At 40.6% G+C, this 17419-nt stretch carries 12 protein-coding genes and 1 pseudogene; 6 read left to right on the top strand and 7 right to left on the bottom strand.

Going from position 1 to position 17419, the window contains the following annotated elements:
• The first annotated feature begins 1211 nt into the window (after window positions 1–1211).
• Complete coding sequence (locus H6G76_RS06625) at window positions 1212–2483, top strand: glycosyltransferase family 1 protein (protein WP_190697318.1); 1272 nt, start codon at window positions 1212–1214, stop codon at window positions 2481–2483.
• Window positions 2484–2508: 25 nt separating this feature from the next.
• Here the strand turns inward: H6G76_RS06625 and H6G76_RS06620 are convergent, their stop codons facing one another.
• On the bottom strand, window positions 2509–4830 hold the full coding sequence (locus H6G76_RS06620; protein WP_190697315.1) for an FAD/NAD(P)-binding protein: 2322 nt from the start codon (window positions 4828–4830) through the stop codon (window positions 2509–2511).
• A gap of 382 nt (window positions 4831–5212) precedes the next feature.
• Window positions 5213–5362, bottom strand: a pseudogene (locus tag H6G76_RS06615) (selenium-binding protein SBP56-related protein); the annotation flags it as partial.
• A gap of 304 nt (window positions 5363–5666) precedes the next feature.
• Between H6G76_RS06615 and H6G76_RS06610 the strand changes: the two are divergent.
• Complete coding sequence (locus H6G76_RS06610) at window positions 5667–7139, top strand: SIMPL domain-containing protein (protein WP_190697312.1); 1473 nt, start codon at window positions 5667–5669, stop codon at window positions 7137–7139.
• Between the two features lie 203 nt (window positions 7140–7342).
• Here H6G76_RS06610 and H6G76_RS06605 read toward each other — a convergent pair whose 3' ends face one another.
• On the bottom strand, window positions 7343–7678 hold the full coding sequence (locus tag H6G76_RS06605; RefSeq protein WP_190697310.1) for a hypothetical protein: 336 nt from the start codon (window positions 7676–7678) through the stop codon (window positions 7343–7345).
• Between the two features lie 318 nt (window positions 7679–7996).
• Between H6G76_RS06605 and H6G76_RS06600 the strand changes: the two genes are divergently transcribed.
• Window positions 7997–9199: an FAD-dependent monooxygenase gene (locus tag H6G76_RS06600; RefSeq protein ID WP_190697308.1), complete on the top strand. Its 1203-nt coding sequence runs from the start codon at window positions 7997–7999 to the stop codon at window positions 9197–9199.
• Between the two features lie 18 nt (window positions 9200–9217).
• On the opposite strand, the gene H6G76_RS06595 is transcribed toward H6G76_RS06600, so the two are convergent.
• Window positions 9218–9940: a molybdopterin-dependent oxidoreductase gene (locus H6G76_RS06595; RefSeq protein WP_190697307.1), complete on the bottom strand. Its 723-nt coding sequence runs from the start codon at window positions 9938–9940 to the stop codon at window positions 9218–9220.
• Between the two features lie 109 nt (window positions 9941–10049).
• The gene (locus H6G76_RS06590; RefSeq protein ID WP_190697304.1) at window positions 10050–10649 is read right to left on the bottom strand and encodes a cytochrome b/b6 domain-containing protein; all 600 of its coding nucleotides are present in this window, start codon (window positions 10647–10649) and stop codon (window positions 10050–10052) included.
• A 192-nt stretch (window positions 10650–10841) separates the two neighbouring features.
• Between H6G76_RS06590 and H6G76_RS06585 the strand changes: the two genes are divergently transcribed.
• Both H6G76_RS06585 and H6G76_RS06580 read left to right on the top strand, forming a co-directional pair.
• Window positions 10842–12173, top strand: a complete 1332-nt coding sequence (locus tag H6G76_RS06585) for a Rieske 2Fe-2S domain-containing protein (protein ID WP_190697301.1) — start codon at window positions 10842–10844, stop codon at window positions 12171–12173.
• Window positions 12174–12338: 165 nt separating this feature from the next.
• Window positions 12339–13562, top strand: a complete 1224-nt coding sequence (locus H6G76_RS06580; RefSeq protein WP_242056327.1) for a glycosyltransferase family 4 protein — start codon at window positions 12339–12341, stop codon at window positions 13560–13562.
• Between the two features lie 193 nt (window positions 13563–13755).
• On the opposite strand, the gene H6G76_RS06575 is transcribed toward H6G76_RS06580, so the two are convergent.
• A complete protein-coding gene (locus H6G76_RS06575; protein WP_190697289.1) occupies window positions 13756–15225 on the bottom strand; it encodes an aldehyde dehydrogenase family protein in 1470 nt (489 codons plus the stop codon).
• Window positions 15226–15740: 515 nt separating this feature from the next.
• Here H6G76_RS06575 and H6G76_RS06570 point away from each other — a divergent pair.
• Window positions 15741–16274, top strand: a complete 534-nt coding sequence (locus H6G76_RS06570; protein WP_190697287.1) for a hypothetical protein — start codon at window positions 15741–15743, stop codon at window positions 16272–16274.
• A 212-nt stretch (window positions 16275–16486) separates the two neighbouring features.
• Here the strand turns inward: H6G76_RS06570 and H6G76_RS06565 are convergent, their stop codons facing one another.
• Window positions 16487–17257, bottom strand: coding sequence for an acyl-CoA dehydrogenase family protein (locus H6G76_RS06565; RefSeq protein ID WP_242056326.1), 771 nt, complete (start codon window positions 17255–17257; stop codon window positions 16487–16489).
• Between the last annotated feature and the right edge of the window lie 162 nt (window positions 17258–17419).

Genomic DNA, 17419 nt, shown 5'->3' with positions numbered 1-17419 from the left:
TATTTTAGTCAAAATAGCTTTTATACCCTTGCTTAAAAAGGTATAACATTCTAGTAGTCTGCCAACCCAAAAATGTTAGGTGGAGGTTGGGTAAAGGGGAAAGGGAAAAAGGTAAGGGATAAAAAACCTTTTCCCTTTACCCCACCAAGTTGCCTTGGCGTACTACTAGTAAATACTTAAACCCCTTCATACTATTGAGGCTGAAGGGGTTTTCATTTTTTCACCCTTCAGTACGAAGCATTTATAGCGATAGCCAGTAGTATTAGGACATCAGTAGATGAAAAAACTTAAATACTCAAAGACTTTTAACCCTATGAACAGGGTGTAGGTTTTTTACGTTCTGCCCCAAAAACATTGATTTGGGTGTAGGGGGCTGTAGGGTTGATAGAACGATGATTATCCCTGTTGTGTCACTTTTATTAGAGAATAATCTGAGATGTTTACAGCATAAGGGTTTTACTAAAAAAGGTAGATTTGAGACATTCTAAGTCCTATGAATATTTTATTGTTCGTAGTTTATCTTTTGGACTAAACCGCAGCAGTGGCAATTCAACCAGATGTATTAACTCGTGTTATTGAAGTTAATACAAGCATTTTGTGCAATTAATTACTTAAATTTTCCCAGAGTTTTACATTCTATATATCTTTATTTGTTTGTATCAATCATAGCTATAGATAAAAAACATCATTTTTGAGAAAAAGAGTATCGGAAATTACAAATTAATTAAAAATTTACAATTAATATAAATAATTACAATTCAAAACAATACCAGTTTAGGTGATTACTAAATAATAAATAACTAAAATTCAATAATATTAGTTATTTTAAAAGCTTATATTGTCAAATAAATAATAATTTTTTCAATTGGGATTTTTGCTAAGAGTAATAAGAGCAAAAATGTTTAGATAAACCTAACAATTAGTTAGGAGTAGTTGTTGTGGCATTAAATTTTGTATTTTGAAAATATACTAACTTGAATAGAAATTCATCTATCACAAGTATTATAACTTGATATAACAATTGATATAAAAGTAGGTTAAGTATAGATATAGATAAAAAAGTTTATTTCTGGAAATAGATATATCAAACCCACTTTAATGATTAAACTGAAATAAACAAATAATTTTCACACTTGTTAAACAATTCAAGTTGGTACGAGAACCAGACTTGAAACTTCTAAATACCTTTTAATATCATCAAAAGATATCCTATGATTATTACAGAAAAACGCATTGCTTTAATTTCAGTTCACGGAGACCCAGCTATTGAAATTGGTAAAGAAGAAGCTGGAGGACAAAATCTTTATGTACGAAATGTGGGTGAAGCACTAGCGAAACTGGGGTGGCAGGTTGATATGTTTACCCGTAAGGTGAGTGCAGAGCAAGACTCTATTGTTCAACACAGTGAAAATTGCCGAACTATTCGCTTGGAAGCTGGGCCTTTAGAGTTCATACCACGAGATAATCTGTTTGGTTATCTGCCAGAATTTATTGAGAATTTCCGAAAATTTCAAGATGAAAATAATATCACTTATAAATTAGCTCATACCAACTATTGGCTTTCTAGTTGGGTGGGAATGCGATTGAAAAAGTTGCAAGGAACTCAACAGATTCACACATATCACTCTTTAGGAGCAGTTAAGTACAACACAATAAAAAATATTCCCCTAATTGCTAGCCAGAGATTAGCAGTAGAAAGAGAAGTATTAGAGTCAGCCGAGCGAATTGTGGCTACAAGTCCGCAAGAAAAACAACATATGCGATCGCTTGTTTCTGCCAAAGGTAATATTGATATTATTCCCTGTGGTACAGATATCGAGCGATTTGGTTCTGTGGAACGAGAAGCGGCTAGAACCCAATTAGGAATTGATCAAGAAACTAAAGTTGTACTATATGTTGGACGTTTTGATCCGCGCAAAGGTATAGAAACTTTAGTACGTGCAGTTAACGAGTCTCAGTTACGTAACTCTAACAAACTAAAGTTAATTATTGGTGGTGGTAGCACACCTGGTAATAGCGACGGTATAGAACGCGATCGCATCGAAGGTATTATCAAAGAATTAGGGATGAGCGAGTTTACTGTCTTCCCTGGTCTTCTGAATCAAGAAAGTTTACCCACTTACTATGCAGCTGCCGATGTGTGCGTTGTTCCTAGCCACTATGAACCCTTTGGACTAGTAGCAATTGAAGCAATGGCCAGTAGTACGCCTGTAGTAGCTAGCGATGTGGGTGGACTTCAGTTTACTGTAGTTCACGAAGAAACAGGTTTATTAGCACCAGCGCAAGATGTACCTGCTTTTGCAAATGCTATAGACCGAATTCTATTGAATCCAGAATGGCAAAATAAATTAGGTGAAGCTGCTAGAAAGCGCGTTGAAAGTAAGTTTAGTTGGGATGGTGTAGCTAAACAACTAAGCAAACTTTATACGCAATTTGTGCAACAACCCGTTAAAGATCCGTTATTTCTATTTACCTCTGCCTAGAGTGACAAAAGAGGGTTAAGCGGCTCTAGATGTACATAGCAAAGTAATCATTGTAAATTTCTGTATTAGTCATAACTGTAAGTTCTATTTGTTTGAGTTCTTCATCGGTAGCAGAACTCGCAACTGTATTTAAACTTTCTTGAGGAATAAAATCACCACAGTATTCATTTGCCGGGACTGCTGCATTCATCTTTTGGGGATAACTCAATTTGAGATTATTCATGATCGTAATGAACTGACTGCGGGTGCGATACTCGTTCCGAGTCGCTCCGCGAACGCTAAATCTGGGATTGAGGTGTTTTTCTTCGCCAATGGTGGAAACTGTACGTCCTTTGTAGTCATGAGCCGGATATACTAAAGTATCATCTGGCAAGGTAAATAAACGTTGCGTGACCACATCATATAAAGTTCCTGCATCGCCGCCTTGAAAATCTGTGCGTCCACAACCACGAATAAATAAGGCATCACCAGTTAATAGGTGGGTTTTGTTGACTAAATATGCTATGTGACTAGCAGTGTGACCAGGAGTAGAAATTGTTTCAATATTGACTGAGCCGACTTCGAGGATTTCGCCACCAACGAGGGAGCGATCGGCTTTTGTCACAGCAGGATTCTGGGGAACAATCACTTGACAACCGGTTTTATATCTGAGTTTGCCTGCCCCTGTAATATGGTCTGCATGAAGGTGAGTTTCCAGACAATAGCGTAGCTTTAATCCCAGTTCATCTAGTGATTGCAAATCACGGTCAACTTGCTCTAAGACAGGATCAACTAAAACTGCATCTCCTGTTTGCCGATCTGCAATTAGATAAGTGTAGCTACTGCTTTCTGGATCAAAGAATTGACGGAATAGGAACGTTGATTGAGATTCAAAATTGCGATTGCTTGTTTCTTTATCTAATAAAGGCATAGCAGGGATAGGACGTACACGCACTGGCAATGACTGCAACAAAGTCTGAGATAATTGCTGTGCCTGTAGCCGTAATTCTGGAACAGCAATAGTTTCCCACAAGTCACCTTTGCGAAGAGTTCCTAAAGTATAAAGCCACGCCGAAACTTGATCGTCTGCTGTATATAAAGCACCGTGCTGATCTGTATCTAATCCTAAACCTATGACATTGGGACGGATTAATCCTTGCGATCGCAAATTAGCAATTAGGGGATGAGGCGAGCGGCGATAATCTGCTGCTACCCCTGTACAATTCACTACCCGTTGGACGTGCAAGACAGTATCCGTCTGAGTTTTGCGTCCAGATATAGTTACTGCTACCCCATCAGACAATGGTTGATATACTTGAATTCGCCCGGCGGAAATATTAAGTTGACCAGATTCCAGCATTTCTTGCACTACATCTGCCACTTTTTGAGCAATGCGATGACGATGCACGTCCCAATAGGGTGTTAGATGACGCAAAAAACGCTGCTGTTCTACAGTTGGTAATTTTTGCCAAATTTTTTGAGTAATTGGGCGTAATGAATCAATCACGGCTCGCCAATCGTAACCTTGAGCAGTGGCAACTTTCACTTCGTCTCGCAGCCGACGTAACCAACCGTGCGCTGTGTTGGGTGAAGTTTCCAGAGAAACGAAAGTAGGATAAGGTTGAGATGCTTGATGTTTTAGTGGAAACAACCCTCTTCGAGACACTGCATAAATTTTGCCTTGATGTTGGCGATCATGAAGAGATAAAACCATATCCACCATCGTCAGTCCTGTACCAATCAGCAATACCGATGCATGAGGATCAATCTCTGCTAGGGCATCGGCTGACCAAGCATTCCGCCGATAACTTTCATTGTTAGTATCTGCACGATCAATTGCGGGAGGTGCAAAGGGCGAGTTTCCTAATGCCAAGACTACTCTGTCTGCACTAAAACAGCGACCACTACGTAAAGAGATCGTTGCACTTTGTCCTTCAGGCTCTATCCCTACCACTTCATCACTCAAGCGTTCTAGCCGCACATCACTAGGTGCTGTAGCTTCGGCTTGGGCCAAAATCGACTGAATATATAAACCATAAACTTTACGAGGTATAAAGCTACTAGCATTAACTTCTTCAGGAAAGAATGCAGCTAACTCGTTATTGTTGTACTGAAGCCACCGCATTAGATGTCCCGGATCGTGAGCAAATGCACTCATGTTGCCTGCCGATACATTTAGCAAATGGCAGTTGGTATCTGTACTGTAGGCAATTCCTCTACCTATTTGATGACTACGCTCAATCAGCTTGATTGTGAGGGGTTGGCTGGCAGTTTTTAATAGGTGCGTAGCAACTAGAGAACCACTAAACCCTCCGCCAACAATAACTATCGTGGTTGGAGTTTGAGTAGTTAAGTAATTAGGATTCATAATGATTTTTTGATTAATAGATAAATAAGTTTGTCAAGTCTGCTTAATAAAAATAAAGTTATTTTCAATACTGACAATAGAATTTAGGCTTGATTTCACATAATCTCTCATCATACTTTGCTTTACTGTATAAAGTGCATCTAATTGGTAGACAAACCGTATTTTTAATTAGACAGCCATAATATAAAAATTTGATTTAATCCATCAGCCAACTAGAAAATAAAAAAAAGCAGGTATATTACCTGCCACATTTCATATAATTTCTCCTGATATAGCAGTAGCCACATAAGATTAGACATCAAAAATCACACAAACCTGACTTCAAAGGGCTTTTAACTCTGTCACCTGTCCCCTGTTACCTGTCACCTGCTATATGTGATTTTTATAACCAGATATCCGAAGTAAAATCCCCACTGGGATAGCGCATTTCATGAGCGCAAGCCAGGCCTGGTGGTTCTTTACCAAGGTCAACGTAAAAATTGTCGTTGATTTTCATTCCGCCATTTTCAGTATTGCAATCAATATGCAATAAATATGAGCCAGTTTTTTACAAGTCAGGGTTAAATTGTCGCGTGCCAGAGCTACATCCCGCCCGCTATTTGTGCCAGTTGCGTAAGTCCTGATTAATTGAACGTGAGTTCGACGGAGCTAAAAAACCCCTCTCCAAACCTCTCCCCCACAGGGGGAGAGGCTTTGAAACCCTTATCTTTCGTTGAAATATCACAATGTTTTAGCCCCTCTCCGCGTCGGAGAGGGGTTGGGGAGAGGTTCATCGAACTCACGTTAAGATTAAAACATCCACAGATTTCAAATATCCTCTCAGCAAGGAGAATAAGATGGCTAACACAGCTAAACTCACAGTTACAAGTGAGCAGGCTCTAGTGATCATCGATCCTGTGACTGGTAGCACAGATTCAAAAAATGCTCCGACATTGGAAGTTACTGGTCAAGGAGAGGTCTCCGTTCCCACAACTTTAACTGACGTGCAATTGGCGGTTCAAATAGAAGGAAAAACCGCAACCGAAGTTCAAGAAGAAGTGGCTCAACGTTCAACAGCTGTAGTTAAAGTGTTGCGAACCTTGGGAGCGCAAGAACTTCAAACTACATCTATTCAACTCAATCCCGTCTATAGCTTTGACAATGGGACTCAAACCCTCACAGGCTTTAGAGGGACAAACACACTCCAGTTTGAATTACCAACAGACCAAGCTGGGGGAGTAATTGACAAAGCTATTCAAGCAGGGGCGAATGTCATAAATAATATCAGCTTCACTGCCTCAGACGAAGCATTGCAGCAGGCACGTCTCCAGGTTCTCAGCGAAGCTGTAAAAGATGCTCAATCTCAGGCTGAGGCTGTTTTTGATACCTTAGATTTAACCCCTGGAGAGATTATTGACATTGATATTAACTCTGCTGGTAATCCTCGCCCAGTTCCTTTGCAGTTTAATCTAGTAACAGCAGAGGCGGCTTTCGCCGGAAGTGCTACAACCCCTATAGTTGGTGGCCCTCAAACGATAGAGGGTAGTGTTTCTTTAGATATCGGTTATTCTGCAAATTCAGCAGATACTGATAATCTTATAGGTAGGAGTGGGCAGACTCTAGGGGTCATCGATCTCCTGACTGGTAGCACAACTCCAAACAAGCCTCAGATATTGGAAGTTACTGGTCAAGGGGAAATCTCCGTTCCCACTACTTTAGCTGAAGTGCAATTGGCGATTCAAATAGAAGGAAAAACCGCAACCGAAGTTCAAGAAAAAGTTGCTCAACGCTCAACAGACGTAGTTGAGGTGTTGCAGAACCTGGGAGTGCAAGAACTCCAAACTACATCTATTCAACTCAATCCCGTCTATAACAATGACAATGGGACTCAAACCCTCACAGGCTTTAGAGGGATAAATACACTCCAATTTGAATTACCAACAGATCAAGCTGGGGGAGCAATTGACAAAGCCATTGCAGCAGGGGTGAATGTCATAGAGAATATCAGCTTCACTGCCTCAGACGAAGCATTGCAGCAGGCACGTCTCCAGGTTCTGAGCGAAGCGGTGAAAGATGCTCAAGCTCAGGCTAAAGCTGTTTTTAATACCTTAAACTTAATCGGCGGAGAGATTATTGACATTGATATCAACTCTGCTGGTAATCCTCGCCCAGTTCCTTTGGAGTTTAATTTAACAGCAGATAAGGCTTTCGCCGGAAGTGCTACAACTCCTATAATTGGTGGCCTTCAGACGGTAGAAGCTAGCGTTTCTCTAGACATTCTTTATTCTCCAGCTCCAGCAGTTCTTACAGAGCCATTCTTGATAGCTTAAAACAAAGTGTTCTGTGTCAATCAGCTAAAACTATTTCCCAGGGTAAAAGTGAAAAGTAAAAGGGACAGAAAAAACTATGACCCTTTTCCCTTTTACCAAGGCGAAGCCTTTACCTCTTAACCTTTTCCCACTACTGCTTGTAGATGAGAAGGACGTTTAAGAGCAGCTATGCACTGTAAGATTAACTTATCTAAAAAGTCTTGTTAATCATTCTGCCAATTGCAACTATTATTTGGTGGAAAGTTCTCAGGTAAAGCCCGAACACCAGTCATCGGTCTACCAAAGGAAAATCCAAATTGCTGAAAGCATCCAAGCTGAAACTGTGCTGCGCCCACCTCTCTTCGGAAGGAGTCACACTGAGTTGTATACCATCCTGTAACAGGGACTGTAACTGTATCTCGCCAATTATCTGGGACAAAAACACTACATATTTTCTGACTAGTATTACCAGTATTAACAGTAATTTGTGCAAGGAGGGCTTTTGGAGCTATGAGAAAGATTGATATGCCGATTATGAATGCAAGCAAAATTTTTTTCATGATGCTTTTTCCTATTTGCAAGTGAGTAAAGTATGTCGCTGATAGAAATGAAGAGATTGCCATCTGCCTGTTTATCGAAAAAATATTCTCATGGGGATTTCTAAATGTCTATATTAAGACAGAAAACTTAGCAAAAATACCTCTGAAGATAGATAAAAAAAATCAAAATCTTAATATAATTAAATCAACATTTAAGTAGTAATATAATCACTATTCTTTTAACGATTTCATATAGGTCAAAAGATATGAGAGCAACCACACTGATTAACACTTGGCTATTCAAGCTAATCTAGAGTTATTCAGCTTTAGCAAAAAGTGATGTCTCTGGTTGTCATTGTTGGGGCAGGGCCTACTGGTGCAACGCTGGCACTTTTGTTTGTCAAACGTGGCATTGAAGTTAAATTAATTGAAGCATCTCGTAACTTCCACCGAGTTTTTCGTGGTGAAGGTTTGATGCCAAGTGGATTAGATGCGATCGCAGAAATGGGAATGTTGCCTATCTTAGAACGCATTCCTCATCGTGCTTTAGATGCTTGGGAGTTTTTCGTAGACAATCAGTTTTTGTTCCGTGTAGAAGAACCATTTGAAACTGGAGGTAAACCGACAACACTTGTCTCACAGCCATCTCTGCTGCAAGCTCTAATCGAAGAAGCTAGCACCTATTCTAATTTTGAGTTCATCCAAGGTGTGCCTGTACAGGATTTGCTATGGATTGAGCAACGGGTCAGAGGTGTAAAACTAAATGATGAGCGCACTATTGATGCTGATTTGGTTATCGGTGCAGATGGTCGTAATTCTCTAGTTCGGCAACGAGCAAATTTAACTTTAAAGCATTACTCTAAAACCTTTGATGTTCTCTGGTTCAAATTAGCCAATAGTCCAGCTTTGGGGTTGGAGAATATATTTTATTCAGTTGTTAATGGTAGTAATGTGTTTGGTTTGTTTCAGGGAGCAGAAGGCAATTTACAATTAGGCTGGTCGCTTCATCAGGGCGATGCCACTGATTGGAGGCAAGTTGATTGGCCTTCTATGTTAGTGTCAGTATCGTCTCCCTTTTTAGTAGAGCATTTCAAGCAAAATAAGCAAACAATTGAGCGACCTGTATTGTTGTCTGTGGTGGTTGGGCGCTGTCCACGCTGGTGTATTCCAGGATTATTACTTTTGGGAGATGCGGCTCATCCGATGTCACCAATTCGCGCCCAAGGAATCAATATGGCTTTGCGAGATGTGATTGTTGCTGCCAACCATTTAGTTCCAGTATTGCGTTCAACGAAGCTAGAGCAGACAAATATTGATGCAGTATTACCCCTAATTCAAGCCCAACGAGAGCCAGAGATTGTGCGTGTACAGCAACTTCAAGCTCAAGAGGCGACACAGGCTGAACTCCTGCGCAAAAGCGCATTACTGCGCTGGACAGTAACTAAGCTACCGCCTATACTAAGTCAAATTATTCGCCAGTCTTGGCTAAAGCGACAGATACAGTTGCGTCAAGGAATAAAACCGTTAAAGTTAACTGTTTAGTTACAAAGCTTTGATAATCTAAATTCCGGCAAACCATTCATAACCTTGATCCTCCCAGTAGCCTTTAAATACAGATAAACTGCTAGTGAGGGTAATTTGAGTTACCCACTTACTCTGCTTATAACCTAACTTAATTGGCGAAGCTAAACGCAAAGGCGCACCATTTTCAACTGGTAAAGGTTCACCATTTTTTTCATAAGCCAAGAGTGTTTGTGGATGTAAAGCTGAGGCTATATCCCAGCTTTCGTAGTAACCATCAGCCGATTTAAAATAAGCGTATTTGACATGAGGTTTTGGTTGAGAAAGGGCAATAATTTCTCTTAGCTGTACTCCCCCCCACTGCACGATCGCAGCCCAACCTTCTACACAAACATGGCGGATAATCATCGAAGTTAAGGATAAGTTTTGAATATCTGCCATGCTAATATTCAAAGGATTATTTACTTCTCCATCAATAATTAAACGATATTTTTCTATATCGATAATTGGTGTAGAACGAAAGCTATTAACTATTAATGCTTCTGGTTGAATTTCCCTAACTGAAAATTCTGGTACCAGTTTTTGTGGATTAAAAATTAATTTCTCTACTGTTTGATTAAGTGGCTGAGAAACTGCACCTACTAAATCTTCAAAAACGGGTGTACCGCAGCCGCCCAGTAGTAAACTCATACTGGAAATTCCAGATAGCTGCAAAAACCGACGGCGTGATAATTGAGAATGACGTATATGAATTAAACCCATCTGCTAAATAGTTATACCAACCCGTGTAGGAGATCCAAACAAATCTGTTGCCTATTGCCTATTGCCTATTGCCTGCCTCCACGACTATTAAGCAGGATTGCTATATACTCTACCAAAACATTGACTCTGTTAATTGCTCACCTCCGGCTTTTCGCCCTAATGCTGAGTGAACTATCGTAAAGATAATTACCATCGGCACTGAAGCAAAATGCACAATTCTCAGTGCTTGCCAGCTGCCAAACATATCGACAATCCAAGGAAATTGAGCCGGTTTATACATACCTATACCTGTAAGTAATGCCAGTAGTAAGACAGGAATGATAGATGTATAAACAATTCGATGCCAAGCATAAACTAAACGCTTAGGATTTTGGCTTTTTTGTAATGCTTTAATGTCATTAGTACCAACAAATCGATGTCGCCAACGTTGGGTAATTAAAATATAAAATCCATACCACAAAAGATTTAAAGAAAATAACCACATGGCGGCAAAATGCCAGTGTCTACCTCCAGCTAACCAACCTCCCAAAGTAAATATAGGCGGGATGTGTAAACCTGCACGTCCACCAAAAACGGGATTTGCGTTGTAGATTTGTAACCCACTGGTGAGCATGAGGAATAAGCTAATAATATTAATAGTGTGAAAAATTTTAGCACCTATCGCTTGGTAGGGTAATTTTCGGTTTTTTGGGGGAATAGTTGCAGTCATACAAATTCAGGTAAACATAGTCTACAAATTACCGCAAAATGGGGTTCTGCTAGTGTGATGGAGAGCGATCGCAGCACCAACCGTTGAAACAAAACATACTTAATTTAATCATACAGAGATACTTAGTAGTATTCATAATATAAATAGTTTGCGCTCAATTGATACACATTAATTGAAAACTCCGTTAATCAAATGGAATCTGAATTCAACTTTTTTCAGCAGTGGTATCCTCTTTCACCAATCGAAGACTTAGATCCCAACCAACCGACATCTGTCACACTTCTGGGACTGCGCTTCGTTATTTGGAAACCAACATCATCCCCAACTTTTCGGGTGTTTTTAGATCAATGCCCTCACCGCCTTGCGCCCCTAAGTGAGGGACGCATTGATGACAAAACGGGAAACTTAATGTGTAGCTATCACGGTTGGCAATTTGATGAACAAGGAATTTGTACTCAGATTCCTCAAGCGGAAAATCCAGAACTTGTAAGTAAAAATCGAGACAATTTGTGTACTGTGGCACTACCAGTTCGTCAGCAGCAAGATTTACTTTGGGTTTGGCCAGATGTAAAATCGAGCCAACAAGCGGCTGATACACCTTTACCTTTGTCACCCCAAGTAGATGCTAGTAAAGGCTTTGTTTGGTCTTCTTTTGTCCGAGATTTAGAATATGACTGGCAAACCCTGGTAGAAAATGTAGCAGATCCCAGTCATGTACCTTTTGCTCATCACGGTGTGCAAGGCGATCGCGAAAAAGCACGACCTATACCTATTAAAATTGTGCAATCAACGCCAAATTTGATTGAAGCAGAAACAGTGGGACGCTTCCAAACAACAATCACGTTTGAACCACCTTGTCGCTTAGAGTATGCAATCAAGTTCGGTAATGCGGAGAAGCAGGTTGGACTTGTCACCTATTGTCTGCCCGTATCGCCTGGTAAATCAAGGATTATCGCGCAGTTTCCCCGTAACTTTGCCAAAACCCTCCATCGACTTATACCTCGTTGGTGGAATCATCTTATTGAACGCAATCAAGTTATCGATGGAGATATGGTGCTATTACAGCAGCAAGAGTATTTTCTCCAACAAGCACAATTATCCCAAAGTTGGAAAACTGCTTATAAACTACCTACAGGCGCAGATAGGCTAGTGATTGAGTATAGAAATTGGTTGGATAAGTTTTGTCACGGAAAGCTACCGTGGAGTGAAGTCGGAATAAGTGGGTCAGCAACCAGGAATATAAATGAAAATCGTGAACAAGTTTTAGATCGCTACAAACAGCATACGCAGCATTGTAGCAGCTGTCGGCAGGCATTGAAAATTGTGCAACGCTTGCAAGCACTGCTTTTGATATACTTTGCGATTACTGTTTGTACTGTTGCACTCCTTCCCGATGCATTGAAAGTTAAGCTAGGTTTACCGCTAACTGCGACAGCACTACTAAGTTTAGGGGCTTACGCTTGGCTGAAATTGTGGCTGAGTCCGAGGTTTTACTTTGTAGACTACATCCATGCACACAGATAAAAGTTAACGAACGATTTGGCTGTCATATACTGTCATCGTGAATTGAGATTTTGATTCAGTAGTGCATAAAAATTGTCACACCCAAAGAAGGAGCGTCATCTCCAAACCTGACTTTCCACATCCCGTGAAAAGTCAGGATAACTTCCTGTTTTACAATCACAATAGATGCAGACTCAAACAGGTATGCGAATTTTATTCTTACACCCTAATTTTCCTGCTCAATTTCGTCATTTAGCGATCGCTTTAGCGAAAGATCAGCGTAATCAAGTTGTCTTTGGTACTAATCGCCGCGAAGGCGACTTGCCAGGTGTCAACAAGGTCATTTATAGCCCTTCACGGGAAGCTCGGCTAGAAACTCACTACTACGTCAGACCATTGGAAAATGCTGTTCTTCAAGGTCAGGCTGTTTATCGCATGGCGCAACAACTCAAAGCACAAGGTTTTATCCCAGATGTGGTTTATGGTCATTCCGGTTGGGGTCCAACTCTATTTATGAAAGATGCTTTTCCCAATGCTGAATTACTATGCTATTTTGAATGGTTTTATCATGCTCATGGCTCCGACGCAGACTTTGATCCGACTGACCCTCTGACTGCCGACGATGAAGCCCGGATTCGCATTAAAAATACCCCGATTTTAACAGATTTGTATAGTTGCGATCGCGGTCTTTCTCCCACCTATTGGCAGCGTCAACAATTTCCCCTAGAGTATCAAAATAAGATTAGTGTACTTCATGATGGCATTGATACTAATTACTTCTGCCCCAAGCCAGGAGCAAAGTTAGTTCTTGCCCGGATAAATCTAGACCTGTCTCACGCTGAAGAAATTGTGACTTATGTGGCACGAGGTATGGAACCTTATCGAGGTTTTCCACAGTTTATCGAAGCAGTTTCTCTACTTCAGGAACGACGACCCCAGTGTCATGTTGTGATTGTGGGAGAAAACCGAGTCGCTTATGGCAAACAGTTACCTGATGGTAAAACATACAAAGAGGTAATGTTAGAAAAATATCCTCTCGACCTCAGCAGAGTTCATTTTACCGGTTTACTGCCTTACAATGAATATCTGCAAGTTATCCAAGCGTCTTCTGCACACGTTTATCTAACTCGTCCGTTTGTGTTATCCTGGTCGATGCTAGAGGCTTTATCTACAGGTTGCTTGCTGGTAGCTTCCAAAACTGCCCCTGTCACAGAGGTAATTCAAGATAACGTTAACGGTCTGTTGGTAGACTTTTTTTCGCCCCAAGAAATCTGCGATCGCATTGAAGAAGCACTCAAGCATCCAGAACAAATGGCTGCACTGCGTGCTAAGGCAAGGCAAACAATACTAGACCGCTATGATTTATCACAGCTATTACCCCAACATTTGCAATGGATACAGCAAGTATAGCAGGGGACAGGTCACAGGTTACAGGGGACAGAGTTAAAAGCCTTTTGGTGTCTAAGTTTTATTATCAGTGGATGTCCAATAGCTTACTTCGATTGCTATAACAGAAGCTGAGGAAGCAACTCGCAACAAACAAGTCACATCCTCTTAGCTTCTGCATTGATGAGCTAGGAAAGAAGAAGTCATCACTAAGTATTTACAACTTAATCGTCACAGTCTTAACTTCGGTGTAATGCTCTAAACAATACTCACCTAGTTCACGCCCCATGCCTGATTGCTTGAACCCACCGAAGGGTGCTGCTGCGTCGAAGACATGGTAACAATTTACCCAAACTGTACCAGCACGAACATTGTTAGCAATTGCATATGCTTTAGTAATATCCTTTGTCCATACACCAGCAGCCAGACCATACATTGTGGTATTGGCAAGATGAATCACCTCATCGATGTCCTTAAACTTGATGATGCTCATCACTGGGCCAAAGATTTCCTCTTGGGCAATCTTCATATCGTTGTTGACATCAGCAAAGACTGTGGGTTCGATAAAGAAACCGCGATCGCCTACTTGATGACCACCACATAAAAGATTAGCACCTTCGCGCATCCCCGATTCGATGTAGCTCATCACTTTATCAAACTGGTCTTTATCCACTTGTGGCCCTTGTTTCGTGTTGGGATCAAAAGGATCACCAACTACACGTTGTCTGGCTTTTTCTACACTTTTAGCAACAAATTCGTCATAGCATTTTTCTTCAACGAACAACCGTGAACCAGCATTGCAGCACTGTCCTTGGTTGAAGAACAAACTGAAGTGCGCGCCTTCTATGGCCATATCCATATCAGCGTCAGCAAAGACAATGTTAGGACTCTTACCACCGAGTTCGAGAGTAACGCGCTTGAGGTTGCTTTTAGCCGCCGCTTCCATTACCAGATGTCCAACTTCGGTTGAACCAGTAAATGCTAGCTTATCAATATCCATATGACGTGCGATCGCTGCCCCAGCAGTAGGACCATATCCTGAAAGAATGTTCACCACACCAGGGGGAAATCCCGCCTCGATGATCAACTCACCCACTCGCAACGCCGACAATGGGGTTTGTTCGGCTGTTTTCATCACTACAGTATTGCCAGTTGCTAATGCTGGCCCTAACTTCCAGGCTTGCATGAGTAACGGGAAGTTCCAAGGAATAATTTGACCAACCACCCCCACTGGCTCATGGCGCGTATAACAGAAGTATGGGCCGTTGATCGGAATAGTTTTGCCTTGCACCTTATCAGCCCAGCCTGCATAGTAGCGGTAGCAAGCGATAACTAACTTTAAGTCACCGTAGGAATCGTGCAGTGGTTTGCCGTTATCTAGGGTTTCCAGGCGTGCTAAAGAGTCAATATTCTGCTCAATCAAGTCTGCTAACTTATAGAGCAACTCCCCCCGACGCGTAGCAGACAACTTGCGCCATTCTCCACTAGTAAAAGCTTTACGAGCCGCTTGTGTTGCTAAATCGACATCTGGGGCATCGGCTTCTGCAACATCACAAATAACTTCGCCTGTAGCCGGGTTAATCGTTTCAAATCTTTTACCGCTAACACTTTCTACCCACTCATTATTGATCAGGAGCTTTGTTGAACTGATTTTTACCTGTTGTTCTGGTCGAGTAGCTGTAACCATCAGACCCTCCTTCAGATAGTGTTAAACACTGTTTTAAATTGAAACTAAGCGAGAAATAAACCGCGCAAGCTTTCCATCCCTAAATCTTTTTGTTATTTCTCGTTAAAAGCGATATTAATTATGCTGTGACGGATTCAGAAATTTGTAAGCTTTTTTTGATATAAATTCTAATTTTTTATATAAAATTTACATCACAAATCGTAAAGACTATACTCTGATTGCAACCAATTTATGTATGTATTACCTGCCTAAAAAGCCTCTATTAATTTTGATGGGTTTTAACTGAAAAGATTAAGAAAAAATAAAACCTTTGTTAGGTCTAGTGTTGATGGTAGGGTAGAGAAAAAATCAACAATAAATTAGAAATAAATGTGAACATTAATAAACTTCTTGGCTACGCAACGCTGAAACAAAAGTTACTACACCCGACACTCCACACTCAAAATCCTGATAAATAGATAACTTATCGTTATCTTAGTATAATAACTCACATAAGATTTTTGGAGAAAGGTGCTATGTCTATTTGGCGTTTTAGTTGTTGGGGAAGTTTATTCAGTATCGCCATCATGGGGATAAATCTCTTGCCAGGAAATTATGCACTGGCTCACATAAATTCAGGCGAAACAACTGACAAATTAAAAATTACCGCAGGCAGCTTACAAGTAAAAAATAACTTGTTACCTAACTCCTCTCAATTATACGTACCCAATAACAATGCTCAGGCTGGTAGTCTAACTATTATTACCCGTCCTTTAGTTCTTACTGATAACGCCAGAATCTCTAGTGAACATAGGAATGTAAATACTCTGGGCAATGCTGGTAACATTACTCTTAACACTAATACTTTAATTCTTACTAGACCTGGAAGCAAAATTACTCTTAACACTAATGATATAACTCCTACTGGACTTGGAGGCAGCCTCATTATTAACGCTTCATCAATTCGGCTAACATCCAAGTCTGTTCCTGAACCAACTTTAACATTCAGTACGCTGATGAGCATCGCTTTTTATGGTGCTTGGAAGTTAAAACGTAAACAGACAAGTTAATAATATTTAAAAATGAAAATTTTATCTTAGTATTTAGCTATGCACATAAGATATCTAGGAGATAAAAGCAGGGTACATAACTAACTAATTATGCCTAAAATACCTGCGATCGCTGTTTATTGTATGCTCATAATTCTCCCGTTGTAGCGACACACTCCAACATGAAAAAGATTGTATGACAAACACAATCTTCTTCATATTGGAGTATGTATTCAAGACAAAAAGTTAACCATTCCCAAACGCAATATTTCTCGCGTAAAGTCACAAGAATAACCTATAGTTGCATCAGCAAGAAACTTACCAGCTAGGGATTCTTTTGTTACTCCATACCCGCCGAGAATTTCAACGGCTGTTTGTGCATTTTTGATTGCCACATCGACTGCAAAAGTTTTCGCGGCTGGTGCTTTTACTGTAGCGGCCAGTTGAGGAGAAATTTCTGATGTCAGTGCTGCATCCCACACCATCAACCGTGCAGCCTGAGTATCAATCATCATCTGGGCTAATTTTAACGCAACTGCTTGATGTTCGATAATTGGACGACCCCAACTAATTCTTTGCTTGGCATAATTCAACGCATACTCATAAGCAGCACGAGCCAAACCAACATAAGAAGCTGCCAGCCCAATAGCTACTTCTGGAAGTAACATGAGTAATTTTGCTGCTTCTCCTTCTTGCCCAATCAAATTCTCTACTGGGACAGGGACGTTATCTAATACAATTTCCGCATGATGAGATGCTTTCCAACCTATCATTTGAGTCTTTTTGCCAAATTTGATTCCTGGAGTATTAGCCTCGACGTAAAAAATAGACAAACTTTCATGTAATGGTTTATCCAGATCCGTCCGAGCAATGATAAAGTAGGCATCTGCAATTCCGGCATTTGTCACTAACGAAGATTTTGTGCCATTCAGAATATATACATTACCCTCTCTCACCGCAGAGGTTTTTAAGCCAATACTAGAATCTGGAATTGGACAGAACAAGTCAGAAGCGGCGATATTCGGTTCACTTTCGGCGGCACTAAATAGATGGGGTCTTCCTAAATAGACATCTCCAAAATAGTATCATTCTGTGATAAAAGAACATCAGAAAGCTTTTTTTACACAGAAAAATGTGCGACATACTGAACCACATTGAACAGAATC

Source organism: Nostoc sp. FACHB-152, from assembly GCF_014697475.1.
GTDB lineage: Bacteria > Cyanobacteriota > Cyanobacteriia > Cyanobacteriales > Nostocaceae > Nostoc_B.
This window is presented reverse-complemented; position numbering and strand designations above follow the sequence as displayed.

Bases quoted from the DNA above. Each gene is read 5' to 3' on its own strand.
- H6G76_RS06590 (WP_190697304.1), bottom strand. From the start codon at position 10,649: ATGACTGCAACTATTCCCCCAAAAAACCGAAAATTACCCTACCAAGCG.
- H6G76_RS06605 (WP_190697310.1), bottom strand. From the start codon at position 7,678: ATGAAAAAAATTTTGCTTGCATTCATAATCGGCATATCAATCTTTCTC.
- H6G76_RS06570 (WP_190697287.1), top strand. From the start codon at position 15,741: ATGTCTATTTGGCGTTTTAGTTGTTGGGGAAGTTTATTCAGTATCGCC.
- H6G76_RS06600 (WP_190697308.1), top strand. From the start codon at position 7,997: ATGTCTCTGGTTGTCATTGTTGGGGCAGGGCCTACTGGTGCAACGCTG.
- H6G76_RS06575 (WP_190697289.1), bottom strand. From the start codon at position 15,225: ATGGTTACAGCTACTCGACCAGAACAACAGGTAAAAATCAGTTCAACA.
- H6G76_RS06585 (WP_190697301.1), top strand. From the start codon at position 10,842: ATGGAATCTGAATTCAACTTTTTTCAGCAGTGGTATCCTCTTTCACCA.
- H6G76_RS06580 (WP_242056327.1), top strand. From the start codon at position 12,339: ATGCAGACTCAAACAGGTATGCGAATTTTATTCTTACACCCTAATTTT.
- H6G76_RS06620 (WP_190697315.1), bottom strand. From the start codon at position 4,830: ATGAATCCTAATTACTTAACTACTCAAACTCCAACCACGATAGTTATT.
- H6G76_RS06610 (WP_190697312.1), top strand. From the start codon at position 5,667: ATGGCTAACACAGCTAAACTCACAGTTACAAGTGAGCAGGCTCTAGTG.
- H6G76_RS06625 (WP_190697318.1), top strand. From the start codon at position 1,212: ATGATTATTACAGAAAAACGCATTGCTTTAATTTCAGTTCACGGAGAC.
- H6G76_RS06595 (WP_190697307.1), bottom strand. From the start codon at position 9,940: ATGGGTTTAATTCATATACGTCATTCTCAATTATCACGCCGTCGGTTT.